This is a genomic window from Subtercola sp. YIM 133946, assembly GCF_036553535.1.
In the GTDB taxonomy this organism is placed as follows: domain Bacteria; phylum Actinomycetota; class Actinomycetes; order Actinomycetales; family Microbacteriaceae; genus Subtercola.
Map to the genome: position 1 here is coordinate 12,750 of NZ_JAZHPE010000016.1, position 24,447 is coordinate 37,196.

At 70.1% G+C, this 24,447-nt stretch carries 19 protein-coding genes; 11 read left to right on the top strand and 8 right to left on the bottom strand.

The window, feature by feature from the left end; genetic code table 11:
* The first annotated feature begins 74 nt into the window (after positions 1-74).
* From hrpA to V3W46_RS05300, 3 genes are all read left to right on the top strand, one after another.
* Complete coding sequence (gene hrpA / locus V3W46_RS05290; RefSeq protein WP_331782054.1) at positions 75-4,124, top strand: ATP-dependent RNA helicase HrpA; 4,050 nt, start codon at positions 75-77, stop codon at positions 4,122-4,124.
* Positions 4,125-4,169: 45 nt separating this feature from the next.
* Positions 4,170-5,378, top strand: a complete 1,209-nt coding sequence (locus V3W46_RS05295; RefSeq protein ID WP_331782055.1) for an MFS transporter — start codon at positions 4,170-4,172, stop codon at positions 5,376-5,378.
* Positions 5,379-5,618: 240 nt separating this feature from the next.
* The gene (locus V3W46_RS05300; protein ID WP_331782056.1) at positions 5,619-6,443 is read left to right on the top strand and encodes an aldo/keto reductase; all 825 of its coding nucleotides are present in this window, start codon (positions 5,619-5,621) and stop codon (positions 6,441-6,443) included.
* A 95-nt stretch (positions 6,444-6,538) separates the two neighbouring features.
* Here the strand turns inward: V3W46_RS05300 and V3W46_RS05305 are convergent, their stop codons facing one another.
* A complete protein-coding gene (locus tag V3W46_RS05305; protein WP_331782057.1) occupies positions 6,539-7,522 on the bottom strand; it encodes an aldo/keto reductase in 984 nt (327 codons plus the stop codon).
* A gap of 130 nt (positions 7,523-7,652) precedes the next feature.
* Between V3W46_RS05305 and V3W46_RS05310 the strand changes: the two genes are divergently transcribed.
* The 6 genes from V3W46_RS05310 to V3W46_RS05335 all read left to right on the top strand — a co-directional run bounded on the left by V3W46_RS05310 (position 7,653) and on the right by V3W46_RS05335 (position 12,712).
* Positions 7,653-8,081 (top strand): transferase, encoded by a 429-nt coding sequence (locus V3W46_RS05310; protein WP_331782058.1) that lies wholly within the window; start codon positions 7,653-7,655, stop codon positions 8,079-8,081.
* 157 nt (positions 8,082-8,238) lie between these two features.
* Positions 8,239-8,919, top strand: coding sequence for a Pr6Pr family membrane protein (locus V3W46_RS05315; RefSeq protein WP_331782059.1), 681 nt, complete (start codon positions 8,239-8,241; stop codon positions 8,917-8,919).
* Between the two features lie 210 nt (positions 8,920-9,129).
* Complete coding sequence (locus tag V3W46_RS05320) at positions 9,130-9,648, top strand: hypothetical protein (RefSeq protein WP_331782060.1); 519 nt, start codon at positions 9,130-9,132, stop codon at positions 9,646-9,648.
* 40 nt (positions 9,649-9,688) lie between these two features.
* Positions 9,689-11,392 carry a histidine kinase gene (locus V3W46_RS05325; protein WP_331782061.1) on the top strand — a complete coding sequence of 568 codons (1,704 nt, stop codon included), beginning with the start codon at positions 9,689-9,691 and terminating at the stop codon, positions 11,390-11,392.
* A complete protein-coding gene (locus tag V3W46_RS05330) occupies positions 11,389-12,279 on the top strand; it encodes a response regulator transcription factor (RefSeq protein ID WP_331782062.1) in 891 nt (296 codons plus the stop codon). The genes V3W46_RS05325 and V3W46_RS05330 overlap by 4 nt, the downstream gene beginning before the upstream one ends.
* Entirely contained in the window at positions 12,272-12,712 is a 441-nt protein-coding gene (locus tag V3W46_RS05335) for a MarR family winged helix-turn-helix transcriptional regulator (protein WP_331782063.1), read from the top strand. The genes V3W46_RS05330 and V3W46_RS05335 overlap by 8 nt, the downstream gene beginning before the upstream one ends.
* A gap of 196 nt (positions 12,713-12,908) precedes the next feature.
* Here V3W46_RS05335 and V3W46_RS05340 read toward each other — a convergent pair whose 3' ends face one another.
* The 4 genes from V3W46_RS05340 to V3W46_RS05355 form a co-directional block, all read right to left on the bottom strand.
* Positions 12,909-13,670 (bottom strand): SOS response-associated peptidase, encoded by a 762-nt coding sequence (locus V3W46_RS05340; protein WP_331782064.1) that lies wholly within the window; start codon positions 13,668-13,670, stop codon positions 12,909-12,911.
* A 127-nt stretch (positions 13,671-13,797) separates the two neighbouring features.
* Complete coding sequence (locus V3W46_RS05345; protein ID WP_331782065.1) at positions 13,798-15,039, bottom strand: glycoside hydrolase family 3 N-terminal domain-containing protein; 1,242 nt, start codon at positions 15,037-15,039, stop codon at positions 13,798-13,800.
* Positions 15,036-15,647: a gamma carbonic anhydrase family protein gene (locus tag V3W46_RS05350; RefSeq protein ID WP_443069936.1), complete on the bottom strand. Its 612-nt coding sequence runs from the start codon at positions 15,645-15,647 to the stop codon at positions 15,036-15,038. The genes V3W46_RS05345 and V3W46_RS05350 overlap by 4 nt, the downstream gene beginning before the upstream one ends.
* On the bottom strand, positions 15,644-16,828 hold the full coding sequence (locus tag V3W46_RS05355) for an acyl-CoA dehydrogenase family protein (protein ID WP_331782066.1): 1,185 nt from the start codon (positions 16,826-16,828) through the stop codon (positions 15,644-15,646). The genes V3W46_RS05350 and V3W46_RS05355 overlap by 4 nt, the downstream gene beginning before the upstream one ends.
* 58 nt (positions 16,829-16,886) lie before the next feature.
* On the opposite strand from V3W46_RS05355, the gene V3W46_RS05360 reads away from it, so the two are divergent.
* Complete coding sequence (locus tag V3W46_RS05360; protein ID WP_331782067.1) at positions 16,887-18,668, top strand: glycoside hydrolase family 15 protein; 1,782 nt, start codon at positions 16,887-16,889, stop codon at positions 18,666-18,668.
* 13 nt (positions 18,669-18,681) lie between these two features.
* Entirely contained in the window at positions 18,682-19,530 is an 849-nt protein-coding gene (locus tag V3W46_RS05365; RefSeq protein ID WP_331782068.1) for a DUF72 domain-containing protein, read from the top strand.
* Positions 19,531-19,707: 177 nt separating this feature from the next.
* Here the strand turns inward: V3W46_RS05365 and V3W46_RS05370 are convergent, their stop codons facing one another.
* The 3 genes from V3W46_RS05370 to V3W46_RS05380 are packed head-to-tail and all read right to left on the bottom strand — an operon-like array spanning position 19,708 to position 24,351.
* Positions 19,708-21,981, bottom strand: a complete 2,274-nt coding sequence (locus tag V3W46_RS05370) for a transglutaminase family protein (RefSeq protein ID WP_331782069.1) — start codon at positions 21,979-21,981, stop codon at positions 19,708-19,710.
* Complete coding sequence (locus V3W46_RS05375) at positions 21,978-23,309, bottom strand: DUF58 domain-containing protein (RefSeq protein WP_331782070.1); 1,332 nt, start codon at positions 23,307-23,309, stop codon at positions 21,978-21,980. Before V3W46_RS05375 ends, V3W46_RS05370 begins: the two co-directional genes overlap by 4 nt.
* Before the next feature lies 1 nt (position 23,310).
* Positions 23,311-24,351, bottom strand: coding sequence for an AAA family ATPase (locus V3W46_RS05380; protein ID WP_331782071.1), 1,041 nt, complete (start codon positions 24,349-24,351; stop codon positions 23,311-23,313).
* Between the last annotated feature and the right edge of the window lie 96 nt (positions 24,352-24,447).

Here is a 24,447-nt window from a genome sequence, read left to right on the forward strand (position 1 = left end):
AGCCTGCCACGGCTCACCGGGGAGCGGTCTAGCCGGGTACCACGCCGCCGGTCTCGGTCTACACTGAAGGGCTGATGATTCCCACCTCGATCTTCTTTCCACCGGAGCTGCCCGTCAGCCAGTTGCGCGACGAGATCGCCCGCACCATCGAGGCGAACCAGGTGGTCATCGTGGCCGGCGAGACGGGGTCGGGCAAGACCACCCAGCTGCCGAAGATCTGCCTCGAGCTCGGCCGCACCAGCATCGGGCACACCCAGCCGCGCCGCATCGCCGCCCGCACGATCGCCGAGCGCATCGCCGAGGAGCTCGGCCAGAGCGTCGGCGAGCTCGTCGGCTACCAGGTTCGGTTCACCGACAAGGTGAGCGCCGACACCCGCATCAAGCTGATGACCGACGGCATTCTGCTGAACGAGATACACCGCGACCGGCTGTTGCTGAAGTACGACACCATCATCATCGACGAGGCGCATGAACGCAGTCTCACCATCGACTTCCTGCTCGGCTACCTGCGGCAGTTGCTGCCGCAGCGCCCCGACCTGAAGGTGATCGTCACGTCGGCCACCATCGACCCCGAGAGCTTCTCGCGGCACTTCGGCGGGGCGCCCATCATCGAGGTGTCGGGGCGCACCTACCCGGTCGAGGTGCGCTACCGCCCGCTCGTGGCCGACAGCGAGCCGAGCGACGACGTCGACGACGACGACGCCGACACCGACACCGACTCCGACTCGGAGGCGGGCACCGGCGCCGACGGCTCGCGCCGACGCCCCGGCCAGGCCCGTGCCGCCGCCGACCGCGACCCGCTCGATGCCGTGAATGAGGCGCTCGACGAACTGGCCCGGGAGAGCGACGGCGACGTCTTGGTGTTCTTCTCGGGCGAGAACGAGATCAGAGACGCCGAGGAGTCGATTCGCGGGCGCCTCAACGCTGGTGGCGGAGGCGCTCTGGGCAGCGCGACCGAGGTGCTGCCGCTCTACGGGCGGTTGTCGTCTGCCGACCAGCACAAGGTCTTTCAGAGATCGAGCACCCCGGGCATCCGGCGCCGCATCGTGCTGGCGACCAACGTGGCCGAGACGAGCCTCACGGTGCCCGGAATCAGGTATGTGATCGACACCGGAACCGCCCGCATCAGCAGGTACAGTGTGCGTTCGAAGGTGCAGCGGCTGCCCATCGAAGCGATCTCTCAGGCGTCGGCGAACCAGCGCGCGGGGCGCAGCGGCCGCACGAGCGACGGCATCTGCATTCGGCTCTACAGCGAAGACGACTACCTCAGCCGCCCGCGGTTCACCGAACCCGAGATTCTGCGCACCAATCTCGCCGCCGTCATTCTTCAGATGATCTCGCTCGGGCTCGGCGACATCGCCTCGTTTCCGTTTCTGCAGCCACCCGACTCGCGCGGCATCAAAGACGGCCTCGACCTGCTCGGTGAGCTCGGTGCGATCAACGCCGCCGGCTCGGGTGCCGACAGGCCGAGGCGCGGAGCGCGTGGAGCGCTTGAAGCGCGTGGGAGCAGCGGCGCGCCGGCAGACAGCGAGACGTCGGCAGGCACCGTGTCGACACCGGACGCACCCACATCCGCGGCTCCGACACCGGGCGCGCCGACACCGGACGCGCCGACACCGGGCGCGCCGACGAACGTTCCGACCCTCACCCGCGTGGGCCGCGACCTCTCGCGGCTGCCCATCGAGCCACGGTTCGCCCGCATGGTGATCGAGTCGAAGAACCACGCCACCAGCCGCGAGGTGATGGTGATCGTGGCCGGTCTCGCCGTGCAAGACCCGCGGGAGCGCCCGCTCGAACGCCGCCAGCGCGCCGACGAGCTGCACGCCCGGTTCGCCGACCCGTCGAGCGACTTCCTGAGCCTGCTGAACCTCTGGAACTACCTCGAGACGAAACAGTCCGAGCTGTCGTCGAGCGCGTTTCGACGGCTCTGCAAGGCCGAGCACCTCAACTACCTGCGGGTGCGCGAGTGGCAAGACGTCTACCGGCAGCTGCGGCAGCTGAGCCGGCCACTGAAGCTCACCATCGGCGAGCCGTCGGTGAACCCCGACGGCATCCACCGCTCGATTCTGTCGGGCCTGCTCTCGCACATCGGCCTGCGCGACACCGCGAAGAAGGAGTACGTCGGCGCCCGGCAGACCCGGTTCAGCATCTTTCCCGGCTCGACCCTGTCGAAGAAGCAGCCCGAAGCGGTGATGAGCGCCGAACTGGTCGAGACCAGCCGCCTCTTCGCGCGCATGAACGCGGCCATCGACCCGTCGTGGGCCGAGCCGCTCGCGGGCGACCTCTGCAAGCGCAGCTACTCTGAACCGCACTGGGAGAAGAAGCAGGGCGCGGTGGTCGCGTTCGAACGGGTGACGCTCTACGGGGTGCCGATCGTCGCCCACCGCCGCATCCAGTTCTCGCGCGTCGACCCGGCGTACGCCCGTGAACTGTTCATCAGGCACGCCCTCGTCGATGGTGAGTGGGAATCGCAGCACGCCTTCGACCGCGCCAACAGGCGTTTTCGCACCGAGCTGGCCGAGATCGAGGAACGCAGCCGGCGGCGCGACCTGCTGCTCGACGACGAGGCGGTGTTCGAGTTCTACGACGCCCGCATTCCGCGAGACGTGAACACGGCCCGCAGCTTCGACGGCTGGTGGAAGAAGGCCCGCCACGACTCTCCCGAGCTGCTGACCATGACCGCCGACTCGCTGGTGCCCGGCGGTGCCCCCGAGGTCGACGAAGAGAAGTTTCCGACCACGTGGCAGCAGGGCGACCAGAAGCTCGCGCTCAGCTATCGCTTCGAGCCGGGCACCGACGACGACGGCGTGAGCGTGACGGTGCCCCTCGCGCTTCTGCCGCGCCTGGAACCGAGCGGGTTCGAGGCGCAGGTGCCGGGTCTTCGCCTCGAACTCGTGACAGCGCTCATCCGCTCGCTGCCGAAGAACATTCGCAAGAACTTCGTGCCCGCCACCGACTGGGCCGCCAGACTGCTGGCCGCGATGCCCGAGACGACCGCCCCGGCCGATTCGGCGTCGTTTCTCGACGAGCTCGCCCGCACGATGTCGCGCCTCGCCTTCACACCGGTCGCCGCCGGCGACTTCGATCGTTCGCGCATTCCCGCTCACCTCTCACTCTCCTTCAGGGTCGTGGATGACCGGGGCAAGACCCTCGCCGCCTCGAAGAACCTCGAGGAGCTGCAGGCCCGCTACCGTTCGACGGCTCGTGAGAGCGTCGCCCGGGCATCCCGTCAGGCCGCCGACCCCATCGAGCGCGCCGGCCTCACATCGTGGGACTTTACGGAACTGCCGCGCTTCATCGACACGAAACAGCCGGGAAGTGTCATTCGCGCGTATCCGGCGCTTGTGGAGGAGAAGTCGCAGGTGTCGATCCGCCTGATGAGCACGCAGCAGGAGGCCGACCGGCTCACTCCCCTCGGTGTGCGCGCGCTGCTGGTGAAGAGCGTGCCGTCGCCGGTGTCGTACGTGCGCGAACATCTCACCCAGAACGAGAAACTGATTCTGGCGACCAGCCCGTATTCGAGCATCCAGGCCCTGTTCGACGACTGCTTTCGGGCGGCCGCCGACACGGTCATCCGCTCGCACCACGCCGACGGGCTCGTCTTCACCCGCGCCGACTTCGAGACGGTGCGCGACGACTTCTCACGCAGGAGCGTCGACCTGATGTATTCGACGGTGGCGACGGTCGCCGCGAGCCTCGGCAGGGCCCGTGACGCCGAACGCGCCCTCAAGAACGCCACGAGCGTCTCGCTGCTGGCGGCGCTGACGGATGCCCGGTCGCAACTCGCGGCCCTGATCTTCGCGGGCTTCATCTCGTCGACCGGCACCGAGCAGCTGAAGAGCTATCCGCGTTACCTCAGCGGGGTGGAACAACGCATGCAGAAGCTGCCCGACGCCCCCGCCCGCGACCGCGCCTGGCTCACCGAGGTGCAGACCGCCATCGCCCGGTACGAGGCCGCCGGCGGAACGCTGCCCCTGCCGGCCGAGCCCCTGGTGACGCTGGGCCCGACGCTCGTTCGGGCGAGGTGGATGCTCGAAGAGCTGCGCATCAGCCTCTTCGCGCAGTCGCTCGGCACCGACGGGCCGGTCTCGCTGCAGCGCATCCAGAAGGTGCTGGCCTCCTGACCGGGGGACGAACCACACCGTCTACCCGGTACACTTGATCGAGTTGTGAACAGCTATACGAACCTCCTCAAGACCCGCGGCGTCGGTCGCATCATGGCCGCCCAGTTGCTGGCGCGGTTTCCGTTCGGCATGCTCTCGCTCGCCTTCCTGCTGCACATCCAGCGGGTGCACGACTCCTATGGTTCGGCCGGCCTCGTGCTCGCCGCGCTGTCGATCGGGCAGGCGATCGCCGGCCCGCTGACGAGCCGGCTGATGGGGCGCTGGGGCATGCGGCCGGTGATCACGTCAACCATGATCGTCTGCGCCGTGGCCATCAGCACCATTGCGCTCGTGCCGATGAGCATCCCCCTCACCATGGTCGTGGCGTTCGCCGCCGGGCTCACCATGCCGCCCATCCAGCCGGCCGTGCGCACGATCTACCCGAAGATGGTCAACTCGAAGCAGCTCACGCCGCTGTTCTCGCTCGATGCGTCGGCGCAGGAGATCATCTGGGTCGTCGGGCCGGTCATCACGACCTTCACCGCCACCCAGGTCGGCACGGTCGAGGGCATTCTGCTGGCCGTGGCGTTCCTGATCGGCGGTGGGGCGTGGTTCATCTCCAGCCCCGAACTCGGCCGCGTGCGCATCCCCCGCAGCCGCAGGCGACTGGGCGCGGTGCTCACGAAACCGCCCGTCTTGCTCGCAACGATCGTGGGCTTCCTGCTCGTGGCGACGTGCGCCGCGGTCGAGGCCGGGGTCGTGGCGACCTTCAACCACGACGGCGCAGAGTCGGGCGTCGTGCTGGCCGTCTTCGCGGTCGGCTCGCTCGTGGGCGGGCTGGCGCTCGGCCACCTGCAGATCGGGCCGTGGGCGCTCGCCCAGCGCATGCTGATCGTCGTGGTCGGCATCGGCATCTCGGCGCTCTCGCTGAACGTCTGGTGGCTCGGCGTCTTCCTGTTCATCGCGGGTATCGGAATCGCGCCGGCCCTCGCCGTGATGTTCTCGATCGTCTCGGCGAGCGTGCGCTTCAGCGACACAGCGGAGGCGTACGGCTGGGTCGGCACCGGTCAGCTCATCGGCGCCGCCGTCGGGTCGGCCCTGGCCGGGTTCATGATCGATTCGAGCGGGCCGCAGGGCGCATTCGTGGTGGCGAGCCTGCTGGCGCTGCTGGGCTTCGTCGTTCCGGTGCTCGGCCGCCGCTGGCACCCCGACCTGCGTGGGCGCGACGCCAGCCCCATCGCCGACACCGAACCTGTCGCCACCGTCACGGGCTAGGGGCGCCGGCGCCGGACGACGCCGGCTAGCGGCACCGTCACCCACCCGCCCGAAGAAGTGCACCGAGGAAGGGCCGGGGTGCCGACAGCCCGAACGGGTTCCTAGCCCATCTGCCGGCACCCCTCGGGCCCGAGCTCGACCCGGTGCCTCAAGTCGAGCTTGTCTCACATACTATCCGCGATCAGCAGCTCGGGCATCCACCCAGAACAGGGCACACCCACGGCCCTCGATAATGGAAGCATGATCTTCGCACCGACCATCGCCCTGAACGACGGCGCGCGCATCCCGCAGCTCGGGTTGGGCGTCTACAAGGCGACCGACGAGCAGGCCGAGAACGCCGTATCGGTAGCCGTCGACCTGGGCTACCGGCACGTCGACACCGCCACCCTCTACGCCAACGAGACGGGGGTCGGCCGCGCGGTCGCCGCCAGCTCGGTGCCGCGCTCTGAGCTGTTCATCACCACGAAGGTCTTTCAGGATCGGCACGGCTACGACGAGGCGCGCCGATCGTTCGACGAGAGCCTCGTGCGGCTGGGGCTGGAGTACGTCGACCTCTTTCTGATCCACTGGCCCGCGCCGGCGCAGAACCTCTACGTCGAGACGTGGCGGGCGCTCGAGAAGATCCAGGCCGACGGGCTCGCGCGGTCGATCGGCGTGTCGAACTTCCACCCCCACCACCTCGAGCGGCTGGCGAACGAGACGAGCGTGGTGCCGAGCATCAACCAGGTCGAGCTGCACCCGTGGCTGCCGCAGCGCGAGACGCGGGCATACGACGACGCGCACGGAATCGTCACCGAGGCGTGGTCGCCGCTCGCCCGCGGGCGGGTGCTCGACAACCCGGTGCTCGACGAGCTGGCGGCGAAATACGGCAAGACGCCGGCGCAGATCGTGATCCGCTGGCACCTCGAGCTCGGCAACGTGGTGATTCCGAAGTCGGTGACGCCGTCACGCATCGCCGAGAACATCGACGTGTTCGACTTCGCGCTCGACGAATCCGACCTCGCGCGCATCGCGACGCTCGAGACCGGCGAGCGCACCGGGCGCGATCCCGACTTCAACGGCTGACGCGCGCGGTTGCCCGCGCCTGACCTCACCGACCAAGGTGGGCGGATGCCCGCTCCCCTCCGCTGGCGGAGCGGGGCGGGTGCTCCCGCCCGACCTCACCAGCGCGCGTGGAGGCTCGCCCTGAAGTACCGGTCGTAGATGTCGCGCACGCCGTCGTCGAACCGCGCCCCGAGCGGCGGTAGCGACCCGGCGGCGGCGTTGGCCTCGGCCTGGCCGGGATTGCGCGCCCCCGGAATCACCGAGCTGACGCCGGGTAACTGCGCCACCCAGGCCAGGGCGGCCGCCGACGGCGAGACCCCCTCAGGAACCAGCTCGGCGAACTCCCGCGCCGCCTTCACGCCGCTGTCGAAGTCGACCCCCGAGAACGTCTCCCCCACGTCGAACGCGCTGCCGTCGCGGTTGAAGGTGCGGTGGTCGTTCTCGGCGAACACGGTCTGCTCGGTGTACTTTCCGCTCAGCAGCCCCGACGCCAGCGGCACCCGGGCGATGATGCCCACCCCGGCCGCGCGCGCCGCCGGCAGCACCTCGTCGAGCGGCTTCAGCCGAAAGGCGTTCAGGATGATCTGGATCGTCGCCGTGTCGGGCCGGGCGATGGCGGCCAGCGCCTGCTCGGTCGTCTCGACACTGAAACCGTAGTTCGCGATCGCCTCCTCAGAGACGAGCGTGTCGAGTGCGTCGTACACCTCGTCGCTCTCGAACACCGCGCTGGGCGGGCAGTGCAGCTGCACCAGGTCGAGCGTCTCGACGCCGAGGTTGCGGCGCGAGCGGTTCGTCCAGGCGCGAAAGTTGTCGAGCACGTAGTTCTCGGGCAGCTGCTCGACTCGCCGGCCCATCTTGGTGGCGACCGTGATGCCATGCCCCGGGTTCTCGGAGAGGTACCGGCCGATGAGCTGCTCGCTGCGCCCGTCGCCGTACACGTCGGCGGTGTCGAAGAAGGTGACGCCCGACTGCACCGACGCATCGAGAACGGCGAAGGCATCCGCCTCTCGAACATCACCCCAGTCTGCGCCGAGTTGCCAGGTGCCGAGCCCGATGATCGAGACGGTGCGGTGAGTTCGGCCGAGTTCGCGGTAGTGCATGACCCCAGCCTAAGCCGCGGCGCGGGTGGCGGGTCGACCACTCTGCTCGGAGTGCGCACTCCGAACCACACTGTGGGAATCGACGACGCCCTTTCGTTGTTGTGTGTAGCAAGGGTACAAGGAGACACAGTTGAGCAAGATTTACGTAGAGATCGAAAACGAGTTCGGCGAACTGGCACGGTACAAGCACCACTCCAACGGTCGCGGTTTCATTTCGGCGACGTCGGTCGTGCATCCGACCGCCTACATCGAGTCGTCGGCGTACGTCGAACCTGAGGCGCACGTGGGCCAGGGGGCATGGGTCGGCGCCGGCAGCTGGATCGACCGCGGCGCGGTCGTCGGCGCGGGCGTGTTCATCGGCGCGGGCGTGCATGTGGGCCAGGAGGCCCGCATCGGCCGCGGCGCGAAGATCGGCAGCCACACCAGCATCGGTGACCGGGCCGTCATCACCGACCAGATGCACGTCGCCCACGACACCACCATCGCCGACGGCGAGCTGGTCACCCGAACGGCGTCGCGCACCGGCTCTGCCGAGAGCGGTTTCGCCAAGGCGGCCTGAGCCGCACGGGTGGCCGCGCAACGGCACCCCGCAGCCACGCACGGGTAGCCACACAACGGCACCCCACAGGGCAACCGGCCGAGGCGGCTCGCTGCCCGAACACGCACACCACCGGATGACCGCAGGAGGCGCGTGCCACAGCCCTAAGCTGTGACACATGCGCCTCCTGTTCGTCATTCTGCGCGCGGTGGTCGCCGTGGCGATCGCCGTGGCCATCGTCGCCCAGCTGCTGCACTCCATCGAGTTTCTGCAGGGCCAGGCAGGGTTCGACCCCGCCTTCTTCGTCACGAACTTCTTCAGCTTCTTCACGATCGACTCGAACGTCGCGAGCGTCGTCGTTCTGCTGGCGGGCGTGGTGATCGCACTGCGCCGCGGCGACCGGCCCGACCCGCTGCTGTACACCACCGTGCGGGCGTGCGTCGTGACGTACATGGTGACGACCGGCATCGTCTACAACCTGCTGTTGCGCGGCATCACGCTGCCGCAGGGGCAGACGCTCGAGTGGGCGAACGAGATCGTGCACGTGATCGGCCCGATCTACCTCCTGCTCGACTGGCTGTTCGCTCCGGGGCGGGTGCCGCTGGGGTACCGGCGGCTGTGGGCGATCGTGTCGTTTCCGATCGTCTGGGTGGTGTACACGCTCATCCGGGGGCCGCTGGCGGTCGACGGGATGACCGGCAGAGCCTGGTACCCGTATCCGTTCCTCAACCCGGCCACGTCGGCCAACGGGTACCTGTCGGTGACGTTCTACGTGATCCTCATCGCGCTGGTGATCTGCGCGCTGGGGGTCGGTGTGATCTGGGTGTCGCGCCGGGGTGCGGCGGTCGCGCGGCGCTGAGGTCCCGACCACGGAGCTGAGGTCCCGACCACAGAGCTGAGGTCCCGACCACAGAGCTGAGGCCCTGACCGCAGGGCTGAGGCCCAGACCGCGGGGCCCGCGAGTCTCCACCCGGTCGCGGGTGCCCTCGCTCGAGACGCCCGAATCTCCACCCGCGGCTCCACCCCAGGGTGGTGCCGGCCAGTGACGCCGACGACGAGCATTGCTGTCATGAACATACAGATTCTCGTCAACGCACTCGTCATCATCGTGCTGGTGGGGTGGATGGGCCTCCACCAGGTCAACTGGCGCCCGGTCGAGATCGCCCGCATGTGGCGCGGTCCGCTCGTCTTGGGCGTCATCGGCGTGGTCACACTCGCCAACGGCAACGACCTCGGCAACCTGAGCACCTTCGACGTCGGGGTGCTCGTCTTCGAGATCGTCGTCTCGCTCGCGGTCGGAGCGATCATGGGCGCGATGGCGAAGTTCCGGCCGATCACCGCCGCCGGAGTCGCGATGGCGCACGACGACAGCGGTGCGACCCTCGAGAGCCGCACCGGCTGGTGGGGCTTCGCGCTCTGGGTGGGCTTCATCGCTCTGCGCATAGGCGTCGACGTGGGGGCCGGCGCGATGGGGTCGCAGATCGCGTCGTCGACCGCGGTCATCCTGATTCTGCTGGCCGCCAACCGTGCCGCGCGGTCGGCCGTGTTCGCCGCCCGCATCGGGCGCCTGAGCACCGTCTCCGCGTGAGCCGGCCGCGCCGGCGCAGGCACTGCACGAGAATGGAGCGATGAACCCGCCCCTGCGCACCGGATGGTTGAGCGTGCTGCTCAACCTCTTCGGCGTCGCGGTGGTGACGTATGCGCTGTTCGCCTCGTACACCGGTCTGCTCGGGACGGGGCGGCTTGCGCTGGGGGTGGTCGGGCTCCTGGCCTGGGTGGGCGTCGTGGTGGTGTCGGTCGTCGAGACGAGGAGCGGCTCGGCCGGGGGCTCGGGGGCAGTACCGGCTGGCGAGCGTGAGGCTGGGGCGGGCACAGTTGCGGGGTCGGCAGGAGCACGGAACGCCGAGCGTCCGGTGGGCCGGACGGGAGCGGGGAGCTGGCTGCTGCCGGTGCTCTGCGCGGTGATGGCGGTGTGCGGCGCGTTCATCGCGGCTCCGACGTTCGGGCTCGGCGTCGCCCTCACGGTAGCTGCACTGTTGCGTGTGATCGGTACCCCGCGATGGCCGCTCTGGTGGGGCGGCGCACTCACACTGGCCTCCCTCGCGCTGGTGGCTCTCGGAGCCATCGTCGGGCCGGCCGACGGCGACGCGCTCACCGCATCGCCGTCGGGCATCTCGGCCCTCGGACTGCTCGCCATCGAGGGCGGAATCGTCATCGCTGCCCTCGGCGGGCTCAGCCGCCGACAGCTGCGTCTCGCCGACTCGCAGGCCGAGGCCCTGCGCGAGGAACGCCTGGCCGCACGGGAGAAGCTCGCGGCGCTCGATGCGCTCGCGCAGCGTCAGGAGATCGCCCGCGAGATCCACGACCTTCTCGCCCACAGCCTCGGCGGGCTCGTCATCCAGCTCGACGCCGTCGACGCCCTGCTCGAGGCGGGCGAGACCGCGGCGGCCGAGATCCGGGTGCGCGACGCGCGCAAGCTCGCCGCGTCTGGTCTGAACGAGGCGCGTCGGGCAGTGGATGCTCTGCGGGAGCCGATTGCAGCACCACCGGTCGCGGCCGACGCCCTCATCGCCGGCATCGAAGACCTGGTCGCGGCCGAGCGCCGGCTCGGCGCCGCCGTGAGGCTGCACGTAGGTGGGGTGCTGGCTGGAACAGAGACGACGGCACGGGCAGCGACAGGAGCGCGGGTGGAGACGGGGGCGAAGGCAGGCGCCGGGGTGGAAACGGACGCGAGAGCAGCGACCGGGGCTGAGATGGGCGCGGAAGCAGGTGCTGGCGCGGAGACGGGTGTACGAGCAGCGACAAGCGCCGGAGCGGAAACGGACACGAGGGAAGCGACCGGCGCGGAGGCGTTGGTCATGTCGGGAGACGCCGCCGCGGCACTGCGGCGCGCCGTGCAGGAGGCGCTGACGAATGCCCGCAAGCACGCCGCCGGGGCTGCGGTCGAAGTCGAGGTGACCGCGGGCGGGGGCGGCGACGGGGCATGGGTGCGAGCCATTGTGAGCAATCCGCTCGGCGGCCCGCTCGACGCGCTCGGCAGCACCGGCGCTGCCCACGGGCTGTCCGGCATGCGTGAGCGGTTCGACCGCCTGCCGGGTGCGCGGCTGGTGGTCGGGGCATCCGGAGGCCGGTTCGTGGTCGACACTCAGGTGCCCGCCCACACGGAGGTCGGGGCATCCGGAGACCGGTTCGTCGTCGACGCCCAGGTGCCCGCCCACCCGGAGGTCGGGGCGTTCGGAGGCCCGTTCGTCGTCGACGCCCAGGTGCCCGGCCGCGCGGAATCACCCGCAGCAGACGCGCCTACGGCCGGGTCTGAGAGGCTGGGATCATGACGACGAACCCGATCCGTGTGCTCGTGGCCGACGACCAGGCCATCGTGCGCGACGGGCTGGTGACGGTGCTGTCGCTGCTGCCCGACATCGAGATCGTGGGCGAGGCGGCCAACGGCGAAGAGGCCGTGCGCCTGGCGGCACAGCACTCCCCCGACGTCGTTCTGCTCGACCTGCGGATGCCCGTGATGGGCGGTGCCGAGGCGACCGGCCTCATCGTGGCGAACCGTCCGCAGACCGCCGTGCTCGTGCTGACCACGTTCGCCGACGACGCGTCGATCGCGGGGGCGCTGAGCGTCGGGGCCCGCGGCTACCTCACGAAAGACGCGTCGAGGGGTGAGGTGGCGGCGGCCATCCGGGCGGTGGCGACGGGACAGACGACGCTGGCCCCCGAGATCGCCGCGCGCGTGATCGGCAGCTTCGCCCCGCCGCCGCCGGCCGACGGAGCGGCCGAGGGCGTGGGTGCCCCGGCGGGTGCGGGCGCGCGGGCCGACGCGGGCGCCCCAGCGGCTACGGGCGCGCGGGCCGACGCGGATGCCCCGGCGGCTGCGGGCGCCCGGGCCGACGTGGGTGCACCCACGGCCGCGAGTGTGGATGCCTCAGCGGCAGCGGGCGCGGGTGCGCTGCCGGGCATCCGGAGCCGGTTCACGCAGCTCACGCAGCGGGAGGCCGAGGTGCTCGAGCTGATGGCCCAGGGGCTCAACAACACCGAGATCGCGGCGCGCCTGTTCGTGAGCGTTGCCACTGTGAAGACGCACATCAACTCACTGTTCGCCAAGCTGCAGCTGCGGGATCGTGGGCAGGCGATAGCCCTGGCGCGGGAATCCGTCGACACTCGCCCCCCGCATGACCCACCACATGCTCGCGGTGTAGGGTCGAAAAATGCCTGAGACCGAGTTGAATCGCGACGAAGTCGCCGAACGCCTCACCCTGGTGATCAGCAGGTTGAGCCGGCGCATCCGCCCCGTCGGCGACGAGCTGAGCCACGGGCTGCTCTCGGCGCTGTCGAGCGTGAAGAACTCGGGGCCGATCAGGCCGAGCGATCTCGCCCGGCTGGAGCACGTGGCCGCGCCGACGATGACGCGCATCGTGGCCGATCTCGAGAACCGCGGCCTGGTCGAGCGAGCGCCAGACCCTCTCGACGGCCGCTCGTTTCTGCTGCGCACCACGCCCCGGGGGCTCGATGCGGTGGCGGATGCCCGTTCCGCGCGCACTGCGCGGGTGCTAGCGATGCTCGCCGAGCAGTCCGACGACGAGCTGTCGCTCATCTCGGCGGCGCTGCCCGCCCTCGAAGACGCAGCCGTGAGCGCAGTCAGCGCCTGACGGCCCGCTCCGACGTCGCCCACCCCCGACAGCCCGGCCCGACGTCACCCACCCCGACAGCCCGGCCCGACGTCACCCACACCGACAGCCCGGCCCGACGTCGCCCACCCCCGACGGCACGCCCGCGCCTCGTCGGCGCCCGTTGCAGCACGGGCGCAGGCTCGAGCAGCAGAGACTCCGAACTGCGCGTGGCCCGCTAGCCCGCGGGCGGTGTCACGGCGATCTGGTCGATGAGGGCCGCGTCGGCCGGGTCGAGGGTGCGCGAGTTGTTCACCGTGCGGGCGACCGGATACGTGGTGATCGAACGCGCCACGGCGAGCGAGCTGCGGTCGAGCGCGGCGATCACCGGGTCGGGGTCGGTGATCTTGGCCGGATCGAGCCAGGGGCTCCACAGGTCGGGCGTGAGAAAGACGGGCATGCGGTCGTGCACCTCACCCGACGCATCGGCCGCCTCGCGGGTGACGATGGTGAACGTCACCTTCCACTCGTCGTTCTCTTTGCGCACGCTGTAGAGGCCGGCCGCGGCCAGCACGTCGGTCTCGCCGTGGATGAAGTACGGCTGCTTGCCGTCGGCCCACTGCTGCCATTCGTAGTACCCGATCATCGGCACGATGCACCGATGTGAGGCGAACGCACTGCGGAACATTCCGTTCGTCGCCACGGTCTCGAGCCGGGCATTGATCGGGGCAGGCCCCTTCGGCTTCGACCAGGCCGGCTTCAGCCCCCACTGCGCCAGCTCGATCTCGCGCTCGGCTTCGTCGCTCACACCCGCACCCGCACCGGCACCCGCACCATCAGCCGGATCGCTCGATCGGGGCGCCCGCTGCCGGATGATCGGGGCATCGTCGGTGGGTGCCACGCTGTAGCTCGGACGCCACTCCTGCGGGTCGCCGCCGCGCGCGACGAACTCGAGAATCAGGTCATCGGTCTCTTTGTTCATGGCGAACCTGCCGCACATGGCTGCCCTCCTCGGTGTTCCCCTCGAGCCTACGACCCACCCCCGACACGCACACCCTCCCGCGTGCGCCGCCCGCGACGCGGTCGAACACGGCACGTCACCCGGCGAGCACGGCACGCCACCCGCCTTACTGGCCCGGGTGGCTCCGCTCCCACGCGGCCCGCTGCAGCGTGAGCACCCGCACCACCGAGGCGTCGATCTGCTGCTGCGGGATCTGCCCCGACTGCACTGCCGCCGCGATCGCGGCCACCAGCGGAGCCATGTCGACCGCGCTGTTGTAGAGCAGCAGGTCGTTGCCGGCCGCGACGGCCTGAACTGCGTTGGCCGCCTGGTCGGCGTACTGCGGCTGCCCCGAATCCTGCAGCATCAGCATGTCGTCGGTCACGGCGACCCCGGTGAACTCGAACTGGTCGCGCAGCACCTGGTGCCAGCGGGCCGACAGTGAGGCGGGTGCCGCATCGACCGACGAGTACACGAGATGGCCGAACATGACCAGCTCGGCACCGGCGGTGATTCCCGCGGCGAAGGGTGGGGCATCCCGAGCCTGCCACTGGTCGAGGCTCAGGTCGGTGGTCGGGATGCTCGAATGCGAGTCGGCCTCGGTCTCGCCGTGACCCGGAAAGTGCTTGAGCGTACTGAACACGGTGCCGTTCTCGGCACCCACCGACGCGGCGACCCGCTGGCTCGCCGCGTCGGGATCAGTGCCGAGCACCCGGTCGTAGATGAACGAAGCAGGGTCGTTCGTGACGTCGGCCACGGTGCCGAAGTTCACCGAGACCCCGGCCTGGTCGAGCAGCGCCGCGCGCTGGGTGAAGGCGTCGGCGGTCGCCTCGACCGGCATCGACTTGAGCTGGTCGGCTCCGGGAAAGGTGTCTTGGCCGAGGCGGGCGACGTCGCCGCCCTCTTCGTCGATGGAGATGAGGGGGTCGAGGCCGGGCGTCAGCCCGACGCCGGCCAGCTGGGCCGCGAGAGCCTCGGCCGACCCTGGAACGTTGCTGCCGAGCAGGAGGAAGCCGCCGGGGTGGTTGGCCTGCAGGTAGGCCTGCATCGGGGCAGGGTCGGTGCCGCCGACCTGCACCATGAACATGGTCGAGATCTCGTCGGTCAGGCTCATCGAGTGCATGCGCGTCGTGGCATATATCGTGTCGAGCTCGGCGGGGGTCGGCAGGTAACGCGTGGGGGCAGGGCTGGGCGCGGCTGTGATCGGTGGCTTCAAAGCTCCGGCCGAAGGGCCCGAGGGAGCAGCAGATGGCGCACCCGAGGTGGCGTTGGAGCCGCCTGCTCCGGGCGACCCGGCACACCCCGCGAGACCGGCGAGGGCGAGGGTGGCGAACAGCAGGGTCGCAGCGCGAGCGCGGCGAACGATCATCCGGTGACCCCGCTGGAGCCCGCCGCGCCGGGCGCGTCGGCCGCTGCAGTCCCGTCGACACCCGCCCCGCCGGAACCAGCGGCGGCGACAGCCCCACCCGGCAGCGCCCGGTGTCGCGCCGACAGCGCAACGTAGGTCGCCGCGTTGCGGCGCACCCCCGCACGCTCGTCGGCCGTGAGTTCGCGCCGCACCTTGCCGGGCACGCCTGCAACGAGCGAACCGTCGGGAATGACGCTGCCCTCGAGGATGAGTGCACCGGCGGCGACCAGACACTCCGCACCGACGATCGCGCCGTTGAGCACGGTGGCGTTCATTCCGATGAGGGTGTTGTCGCCGATGCTGCAGCCGTGCACGACCGCGCCGTGGCCCACGCTGACGCCTTCGCCGATGACCGCCGGGAAGCCCGGGTCGCCGTGCACGACCACGTTGTCTTGCAGGTTGCTGCCGGCGCCGAGCGTGATGCCCACGGAGTCGGCACGCACGACGGCACCGTAGAAGATGCTCGCCTCGGCTGCGACGGTGACCTGCCCGATCACCGTCGCCGAGGGGGCGACCCACGCGGCGGAGTCGATGGCGGGCGTGTGGCCGTCGAAGGTGACGATGCTCATGACACGGGCCCCAACCACGCGTTGGCGACGGTGGAGTGCGCTGACTCGCCGTCGGAGGGATGGAAGATGCCGGCGACCACGTCGCGGTACAGCCGGCCGAGCTCGCTCGACGAGGCGAGCGACGAGCCGCCCGAGACGCGCAGCGCCTGGTCGACCACGAATCGCGCGTTCTCTGTCGCCCGAACCTTCAGGCCGACGAGCCGCGGAAACCACTGCGCACCGTGGTTGGCCAGCTCGTCGACGTCGCGCGCGAGCGCGTCGAGCTGCGGGTAGATGCCGTCTTGCGCGATCGCGGCCTCGGCGACCTTCCAGCGGATGTCGGGGTCGTCGCTGTACGGCCGCCCGTCGTTCTTCATCGATGTGCGCCGCTTGGCTGCCTCGACCGCGAGCTCGAGCGCCCGCTCGCCGATTCCGGTGTAGACCGCGGCGAGCAGAACTTCGAAGTTGGCGAAGATGGCGAAGATCAGCGGGTCGGCCACCGGCCCGGCGGGCAGCTTGCGGAAGACCCGGTCAGGCGGCACCTCTGCGCCGTCGAGCACGGTCGTCGAACTCTGCGTGGCGCGCATGCCCAGCGTGTTCCAGTCGTCGAGGATACTGTACCCGGGCGTCTCGCGGGTGATGAACCCGTGCACCAGCAGCGGCGCCGCCGGGTTGCTGTCGTCACGGCCGAAGATGCCCAGCCTTGTCCACGCTGGCGAGAGCGACGTGAAGATCTTGGTGCCGTAATACCGGTACGAGCCGCCCGGCTGGGGTTCGGCGCGGGTGCGCGAGCCGAACAGCACGAGGTCGTTGCCCGCCTCGCTGTTGCCGAACGCGAACACCTCGCCCTCGGCCGCCTCGCGCAGCAGCCAGAAGAGCGAGTCGTCGCCGCGGTCGAGCAGCGTCTTCGCCACCCCCGTCCACACCAGGTGCATGTTGATCGCGAGCGCAGTGGCCGGCGCCGCCGTCGCCAGCCGCAGCTGTTCGCGGGCCACCCGTTCGAGGCCGAACCCCAGGCCGCCGACGCTGGTGGGAGCGAACATGCGCAGGTAGCCGACCTCCTTCAGCTCGGCCAGGTCTTCGGTGAAGAACTCGTTGGCGGCGTCGTACCCTGCGGCACGCGAACGGATGCGCTGCAGCAGCTCATCGCTGACGATGCTGCTGGCGCTGGTCAGGAGGGAGGATGCGGGGTCGAAACTCACCGGTCAAGCCTAGGCGGAGAATAAGAGAAGTAGCAGGGTGCCGGGGCAAGATGGTGACATGCCGCTCGCCATCGAAGACTACGCACTCATCAGCGATTGCCACACCGCCGCCCTGGTGGGCCGCGATGGCAGCATCGATTGGCTGTGCCTGCCCCGCTACGACTCACCGTCGACCTTCGGAGCCCTGCTCGGTGACGAGAACAACGGCCGGTGGATGATCGCCCCGACCGACCCGAAGGCACACGCCCGGCGCGAGTACACGGGCAACACTTTCATTCTCGTCACCATCTGGACGACGCCGACCGGCGTGGTGGAGGTCACCGACTTCATGCCGCACGGCGACCGAAGGGCTGACGTGGTGCGCCGCGTTCGGGGCGTCTCGGGCAGCGTCGACATGACCGTCGACCTGCGCATGCGGTTCGGCTACTCGACCGCCATTCCGTGGGTGCGGCAGATGAAGGAGGGCCACGGCCGCGACACCGTGACCTCGCTGATCGCCATCGCGGGGCCCGACGCGCTCATCTTTCGCGGGCCCGAGCTGACGGCGCGCAACCATTCGCACGGCCGCGAGTTCACCGTCGCCGCCGGCGAGATCGTCGACACGGTGATGACCTGGTTTCCGTCGCACCGCACTCCCCCGCCGGCCGCCGACGTCGACCGCGTGCTCGCCGACACGACCGACTGGTGGGAGACGTGGGGCTCGAACAGCACCCACGACGGGCCCTACAAGGCTGCGGTCCTCCGTTCGCTGCTCGTGCTGCGCGCCCTGACGCACGAAGACACCGGCGGAATCGTGGCGGCCGCGACCACCTCGCTGCCCGAGTCGTTCGGCGGCCAACGCAACTGGGACTATCGCTACGTATGGCTGCGCGACGCGTCGCTGACCCTGTCGGTGCTGCTCGACCACGGCTTTCGCACCGAGGCCGACGACTGGCGGGCCTGGCTGCTGCGAGCCATCGCGGGCGACCCCAACGACCTGCAGATCATGTACGGCATCGCGGGTGAACGCTGGCTGCCCGAACGCGAGATCGACAGCCTGCCCGGCTACGAGGGCGCGACGCCGGTGCGCATCGGCAACGGCGCAGTCGGGCAGTACCAGGCCGACGTCATCGGCGAGGTGATGGTGGGCCTGCACAAGGCGCGCATCGCCGGCGTCGACGGCAATCTCGACGCATGGGCCCTGCAGCGCGCTCTGCTGACCTTCACCGAGCAGAACCTCGACCGCAAAGACTCGGGAATCTGGGAGATCCGCGGCGAGAACCAGTACTTCACCCATTCGCGTGCGATGATCTGGGCCGCCCTCGACCGGGGCGTCAAGGCCGTCGAAGACTTCGGCATGCGCGGCCCCGTCGAGACCTGGCGCACCCTGCGCGACCAGGTCTGCGCAGAGATCGACGAGCACGGCTTCAATACCGAACTCAACACGTACACGCAGGTGTTCGACGGAACGGCCGTCGATGCCTCGCTGCTGCAACTCGCCCAGGTCGGCTTCTGCGCCTACGACGACCCCCGGATGCTCGGCACCGTCGCCGCGCTCGAGAAGCAGTTGATGCACGACGGCCTGCTCATGCGCTACCGCACCGAGACGGGGGTCGACGGGCTGCCCGCCGGCGAGCATCCGTTTCTCGCCTGCTCGTTCTGGCTCGTCGAGCAGTACGCCAAGACCGGGCGGGAAGACGACGCCCGCGACCTGATGGAACGTCTGCTCGCGCTGCGCAACGACGTGGGGCTGCTCTCGGAGGAATACGACGTGCAGGGCGGCCGCCAGGCCGGCAACACCCCGCAGGCGCTCTCACACCTCGCACTGGTGCGGGCCGCCGACGCACTCACCAAGCCGTGAGCGGGCGCCGACCGTGAGCACGTCGTTCGTGGGCATCTCGGGGTGGCGCTACCCGCCCTGGCGCTCGACGTTCTACCCGAAGGGCCTGCCCCAGGCGCGCGAACTCGAGTACGCGGCCGAGCGGCTCGACTCGATCGAGATCAATGGCTCGTTCTACTCGCTGCAGCGCCCGTCGAGCTACCTGCGCTGGAAGGCCGAGACGCCCGACGACTTCGTGTTCTCGGTGAAAGGCGGCCGCTTCATCACGCACATGCTGAAGCTGCAGAACGCCCACCAGGCACTGGCCAACTTCTTCGCCTCGGGCGTGCTGGCGCTGGGCGAGAAACTCGGTCCGTTTCTGTGGCAGCTGCCCGAGCGCGTGACGTTCGACGCCGAGGTGCTCGAGCAGTTCTGCGCCCAGCTGCCGCAGACCCGCGCTGCGGCCCTCGAGCTCGGCCGCGACAAAGACGCCCGCATGAACGACCGGTTCTGGCTCGACGACGGCCCCGACCATCCACTGCGGCACACGCTCGAGGTGCGGCACGACAGCTTCGACGACCCGGACTGCTTTCGCATTCTGCAGCGGCACGGCGTCGCACTCGTCGTTGCCGACACGGCCGGCCGCTGGCCCATGCTGCGCGAGACCGGCCTCGCCGACTTCGTGTACGTGCGGCTGCACGGGGCCGATGAACTGTACGTGAGCGGGTACACCGAAGAGGCCCTCGACGCCTGGGCCGATGAGGTGCGCGGGTGGATGACCGGCGCCACCGCCCCCGACGCCACTCCGCGCGACGTGTACGTCTACTTCGACAACGACACCAAGGTCAGGTCGCCCGTCGACGCGATGGCGCTGCGCGCGCGGCTCGCCGCTGGCCCGGCGTGAGGGCGCACGGTGGCTGCCGCGGGGCGGCGGGTGCGGCGCTGGGGGTGCGGGGCGGCGGGTGCGGGTGGCAGGTGCGGGTGGCGGGCGCAGGTGGCGGGCTCGGGTGGCGGGCTCGGAGCGGCTGATGCAGGATGGCGGGCGCGGGGCGACTGATGCGGAGTGGCGGTCTGTGGGTGCCTAGAGGGCCCGGATGCGCGCCCAGAGCGAGAGCGGCACGAACAGCGCCCGCCGGTCGTCTGCCGTGCTCGCCTGCGCGCTGATGGCGGTGATGATGGCGCGAACGTCGGCGACGAGCTCGGCGCGGCGTTCAGGCGAGAGGTCACCGGCTCCGCCGCGGGCGAACTGCTCATGCTCGAGCACCGCCAGCAGATCGGCGACGGGCTTGGCGGGCATGTGGTACAGGTGCCCGATGCGCCCGGCGAACATGCGGGCGGTCTCGCCCTGGGCCGCGTCGAACCGGTAGTCGCTCGCGGTGTCGCTGATCTCCTGCCAGCCGAGCGTCGCCGGGTCGGGGGCGTTCAGCATCTGCCGGAGCCGGCGGCGGCGGCGCAGCCGCCGCACCAGGGCCGGGCTCAGCGCCAGCAGCACGGCCAGCACCACGATGACCAGGGCGATCAGCCAGGCGCGGCCCTGCGCGGCGGCCTGAACCTGGGGGTCGAGCACCGGGTTCGCTCCCACGTCGGTCTCTGCCTGCGACTTCGGGGCGGTCGGAGCAGCGGTGTTGCCGGCGCTGTCGCGCACCGGTGCCGCCGCCGAGATGGCCGCGTAGTTCGACAGCGAGTAGGCCGGCGGCACGAGCCCGATACCCGGGGTGGGCTCGAATGAGAGCCAGCCGACGCCCGGAAACCACAGCTCGGGCCAGGCGTGCAGCTGGTCGCTGTAGACGTTGTAGGTGGTCGTTCCGTTCGGCTGCGCGGAGGTCGCGTTGCCCGGGTGGTAGCCGATCGCGATGCGCGACGGGATTCCGAGCGTGCGCGCCATCACCGCCATGGCCGACGCGAAGTGGATGCAGTAGCCGCTCTTGGCCGACAGGAACGTCGCCACCGCGGCGAAGTTGCCGCCGTCGTAGTGCCCCTCGACCGGCGCGGTGGTCGAGTAGGTGAAGTCGCCCGAGGTGAAGAAGCGCTGCAGGGCGACGGCCTTGTCGTAGTTCGACGTCGCGCCCGAGGTGGCGCTTCGTGCCGTGTTGCGGATGAACGGCGAGATGTCGCTTGGCAGCGCGACGTAGGCCGCCATGTCGTCGGGCACCGTCGTCGAGGCCGACTCGAGCTGCGCGGCGGTCGGCAGCACGTCGAGGCTGGTCGCCTGGTACTGCTGCCCGTCGGAGTTGTTGTCGAGGCTCGTCAGGGTGAGGCTGCCCGGGGTCACGTTCCAGGTTCCGTCGAGGCCGGTGACGTCGGTCACCGGGTAGGGCAGCGGCAGCCAGTCGCTGCGCAGACCACTCACGTCGAACGTGGTGGTGATGGGCGTCGTCGCGACGTCGGCGGCCAGGCCGACCGGAGCATCGATGCCCGCATCGAGCGCGTGCGAGGTGTCGGTGGCCTCGGGCTGCCAGGCCGTGTCGGTGAAGTCGTCGATGTCGACCAGCTTGAGATACAGGCTCGAGGTCGAGGTCGTCGTGTACGACAGCGAGAGCACGGGATTCGTTCGGCGCAGATCGAGGCCGAGCTGGATGCTCGGGTCGACGCCGCTCGAATACACCGACGGCAATTGAGCGGCCACGGGCTGGTGGAACGACTCGGGTGTGAGGCCGGGGGTCACCGCCGGCAGCACCACGGCGAGGAGGACGGCCAGGGCGCCGGCCACGACGGCGCGCGCCGCGTGCTGGCCCGACCTGACGGCCGAACGCAGGGCGCGCGGCTCGGGCAGGCGTGCTCCGATGCCGAAGCGCGCCGCCAGCCAGAGCAGCAGCAGGTACACGGCGGCGATGAGGGCGAAGAGGCCCGTGTCGAAGGCCTGCTGGTGGATGGCGTAGGGCACCGAGAGAATCGCCAGCGGCACGAGGCCGGCGAGGGCGGGCATCCGTACCGCGAAGATGAGAGCATCGGCCAGCAGGGCCAGCAGTCCGAACGACAGCCCGAGCAGGGCCACGATCGACGCGACGGGGTCGGCCGGGATGCTCTGCACGGCGATTGACGCGCCCGCGTCGGCGAGCGCCCGGCGCACGGTGCGAATGGTGTCGAAGCTCGGGATGAAGCCCAATAGGGCCTCGGCGGGAGCGAACATCACCGTCATCGTGATGGCCCAGGCGATGAACGCGGCGATCGAGGGAACGATGGCGGGCACGGGCAGCAGGCGCACGAAGGCCGCCACGGCGACCACGACGAACACCACGAACGCCGTGCTCCACCACCACCCGTCGCCCGACAGCAGCGCACCGATACCGCCGAGCGGCAGCGTCAGCAACAGGAAGACGAGGGGCGCCAACGCGGCCTCACGAGCCCGGGTCACAGCACGAGCCGTTCGCCGTCGAGGTTGCCCCAGGCGGCCGACGGCGGCTCGTCGGAGGCCACGCACTGGGCGATCCAGCCGGCGGCCTCGAGGGTGTCGCGCAGGGCCAGCGCCCAGTCTGGCGGTTCGGGGGTGTCGGTCTCGACCACGATGATGGCCACGGCGCCGGCGGCGAAGCGCGCGGCGGCGGCCAGCGATGCGGCGGAGGCGGCGGAGAGATTGCCGACGACCGCGAAGACGGGCGGCAGGTCTGCCCCCGCACCCAGCGCGGGGCCGAGGGCGGCGCGGAAGTCGACCGTCTGGGCATCATCGAGACCGAGCTTGGCTGCGTGCAGCAGCAGGTCGTAGCCGCCGCCCTCGGGCTCGAACCGGTCGGCGTCACCCGTGGTGTGGTCGAACAGCCGCAGGTGGAAGCCCTCCCCGAGCAGGTGCAGGGCGATGGAGGCCGACATCGAGACGGCCCACTCGAACTCCTCGGAGAACTCGGGCCGGCCTGACGACGCAGCTGTTGCGCCGGCCTCGGGCGTGCGGGCGTCGACGCCGTAACTCGAACGGGCGCGGTCGAGGATGACCACCGCATGCTGATCGTTCTGCTGGTCATCCTGCCGCACCATCAGCTCGCCGAACCTGGCCGTCGCCGACCAGTTGACCCGGCGCATCGAATCGCCGGTCTGGTACTTGCGCGAGATCACGTCGTGCTCGCCGCCCGCGCCGAGCCGGCGCGACTGGTGCGCCTGGCCCGAGCCCGAGGCGAGACGCACGGCGCCCTGCGGCAACGCGACCGTCGACGGGGTGACGAGCAGCTCATCGGCGGTGCCGATCTGTCTGCGCGCGACCGCCATGCCGAACGGGTCGGTGATGAAGAGCACGAGGGGCCCCACACTGTGCCGCCCACGGTGGCTGGCCTCGAGCGAGTAGCCGAGAACGGTCGGCTGCGGGGTGTCGGTGATCGAGCTGCGGTACGCCGGCAGGCGCGGCATCGGGGTCGGCGCGACGCCCTCGAGCGGGGCGGAGACAGCGTCGGCCCACGACACGGCGGGGCCCGGCAGCCGGCCCCAGTTGCGCACGATGACGCTCACCAGCACGTCACTGCCCGCCGCGGCGAGCTCGGGGGCGAACCGGCGTTCGACGGTGAACGGCAGGCGATACAGCGTGACGCCGACGGCCGCCAGCACGGGCAGCGCCACCACGAAGATGCCCACGAACGCGAATTCGCGCCGCTGCAGCACCTCCATCGCCACGAACAGGGCGACTCCCACCGCGACGAACGCCCAGCCGCGCATGGTCAGCCGCGGCAGAACCCGCAGCACCTGCCGCACGCGTCGCACGTCAGGCCTTCCGCGCCGCCACCAACGGCACCGGGGTGCTGGCGACGATGCGGCGCAGCACGTCGTCGACCGCCCGATGGGTTCCCGACGAACCCGGCTGGTGACCAGAACGGGTGTCGGCCAGCGAACGCCTGGTGAGCAAGACGCGGTGCGCCAGAACCGGGATGACCAGCTCATCGATGTCGTCGGGCAGCACGAAGTCGCGCCCCTCGAGGGCCGCGCTCACCTTCGCCGCGCGCACCAGGTGCAGCGTCGCGCGGGGGCTGACGCCGAGCCTGATGTCGGGGTCTCGACGGGTGGCCTGGGCGAGGTTGACGGCATACTGCTCGACCGCCGGTGAGACGAACACCGTGCGTGCGGTCTCGATCATGCGCATCAGCTGCTCGCGGCTGACCACCGCGTCGATCTGGTCGAGCGGGCTCTGCAGTTCACGGTTGTGCAGCATGGCGAGTTCGGCACGGGCATCCGGGTACCCCATCGATACGCGCACCATGAACCTGTCGCGCTGCGCCTCGGGCAGGGCGTAGGTGCCCTCCATCTCGATGGGGTTCTGCGTGGCGACCACGCTGAACGGGGCGTCGAGAAAGTAGGTCTGGCCGTCGATCGAGACCTGCCGCTCCTCCATGCACTCCAGCAGTGCCGACTGGGTCTTCGGTGAGGCGCGGTTGATCTCGTCGGCGATGACGATGTTGGCGAAGACGGCACCCGGCTTGAACTCGAATTCACGTTCGTGCTGGTTGTAGATCGACACCCCTGTCACGTCGGAGGGCAGCAGGTCGGGGGTGAACTGGATGCGGCTGACCGAGCAGCCGACCGAGCGGGCCAGCGCCTTGGCGAGGGTGGTCTTGCCCACCCCGGGAACGTCTTCGACGAGCAGGTGCCCCTCGGCCAGCAGCACGACGAGCGAGAGCCGGGCGACCTCGCCCTTGCCGTTGATGACGCGCTGGAGGTTGTCGAGAATGGCGGCCGAGAGACGGCCGAAGTCGGCCAGGTCACCACTGACCGACCGGCCCGACGGTTGCTCGTCTACGAGGTTGGTCATTGTGCTCAACTTTCGATGTGTGCGCACGATTGTAACCCGCCAATCTGCGTGGGCGGCCGAAGATTATCGGGCGGGAGCTGCCGGGCACAAGTCCCC

What these genes read in the sequence shown, in the direction of transcription:
- hrpA (WP_331782054.1), top strand. Translation starts at nt 75, where the DNA reads ATGATTCCCACCTCGATCTTCTTTCCACCGGAGCTGCCCGTCAGCCAG.
- V3W46_RS05300 (WP_331782056.1), top strand. Translation starts at nt 5,619, where the DNA reads ATGATCTTCGCACCGACCATCGCCCTGAACGACGGCGCGCGCATCCCG.
- V3W46_RS05305 (WP_331782057.1), bottom strand. Translation starts at nt 7,522, where the DNA reads ATGCACTACCGCGAACTCGGCCGAACTCACCGCACCGTCTCGATCATC.
- V3W46_RS05315 (WP_331782059.1), top strand. Translation starts at nt 8,239, where the DNA reads ATGCGCCTCCTGTTCGTCATTCTGCGCGCGGTGGTCGCCGTGGCGATC.
- V3W46_RS05320 (WP_331782060.1), top strand. Translation starts at nt 9,130, where the DNA reads ATGAACATACAGATTCTCGTCAACGCACTCGTCATCATCGTGCTGGTG.
- V3W46_RS05325 (WP_331782061.1), top strand. Translation starts at nt 9,689, where the DNA reads ATGAACCCGCCCCTGCGCACCGGATGGTTGAGCGTGCTGCTCAACCTC.
- V3W46_RS05330 (WP_331782062.1), top strand. Translation starts at nt 11,389, where the DNA reads ATGACGACGAACCCGATCCGTGTGCTCGTGGCCGACGACCAGGCCATC.
- V3W46_RS05335 (WP_331782063.1), top strand. Translation starts at nt 12,272, where the DNA reads ATGCCTGAGACCGAGTTGAATCGCGACGAAGTCGCCGAACGCCTCACC.
- V3W46_RS05340 (WP_331782064.1), bottom strand. Translation starts at nt 13,670, where the DNA reads ATGTGCGGCAGGTTCGCCATGAACAAAGAGACCGATGACCTGATTCTC.
- V3W46_RS05345 (WP_331782065.1), bottom strand. Translation starts at nt 15,039, where the DNA reads ATGATCGTTCGCCGCGCTCGCGCTGCGACCCTGCTGTTCGCCACCCTC.
- V3W46_RS05350 (WP_443069936.1), bottom strand. Translation starts at nt 15,647, where the DNA reads ATGAGCATCGTCACCTTCGACGGCCACACGCCCGCCATCGACTCCGCC.
- V3W46_RS05360 (WP_331782067.1), top strand. Translation starts at nt 16,887, where the DNA reads ATGCCGCTCGCCATCGAAGACTACGCACTCATCAGCGATTGCCACACC.
- V3W46_RS05380 (WP_331782071.1), bottom strand. Translation starts at nt 24,351, where the DNA reads ATGACCAACCTCGTAGACGAGCAACCGTCGGGCCGGTCGGTCAGTGGT.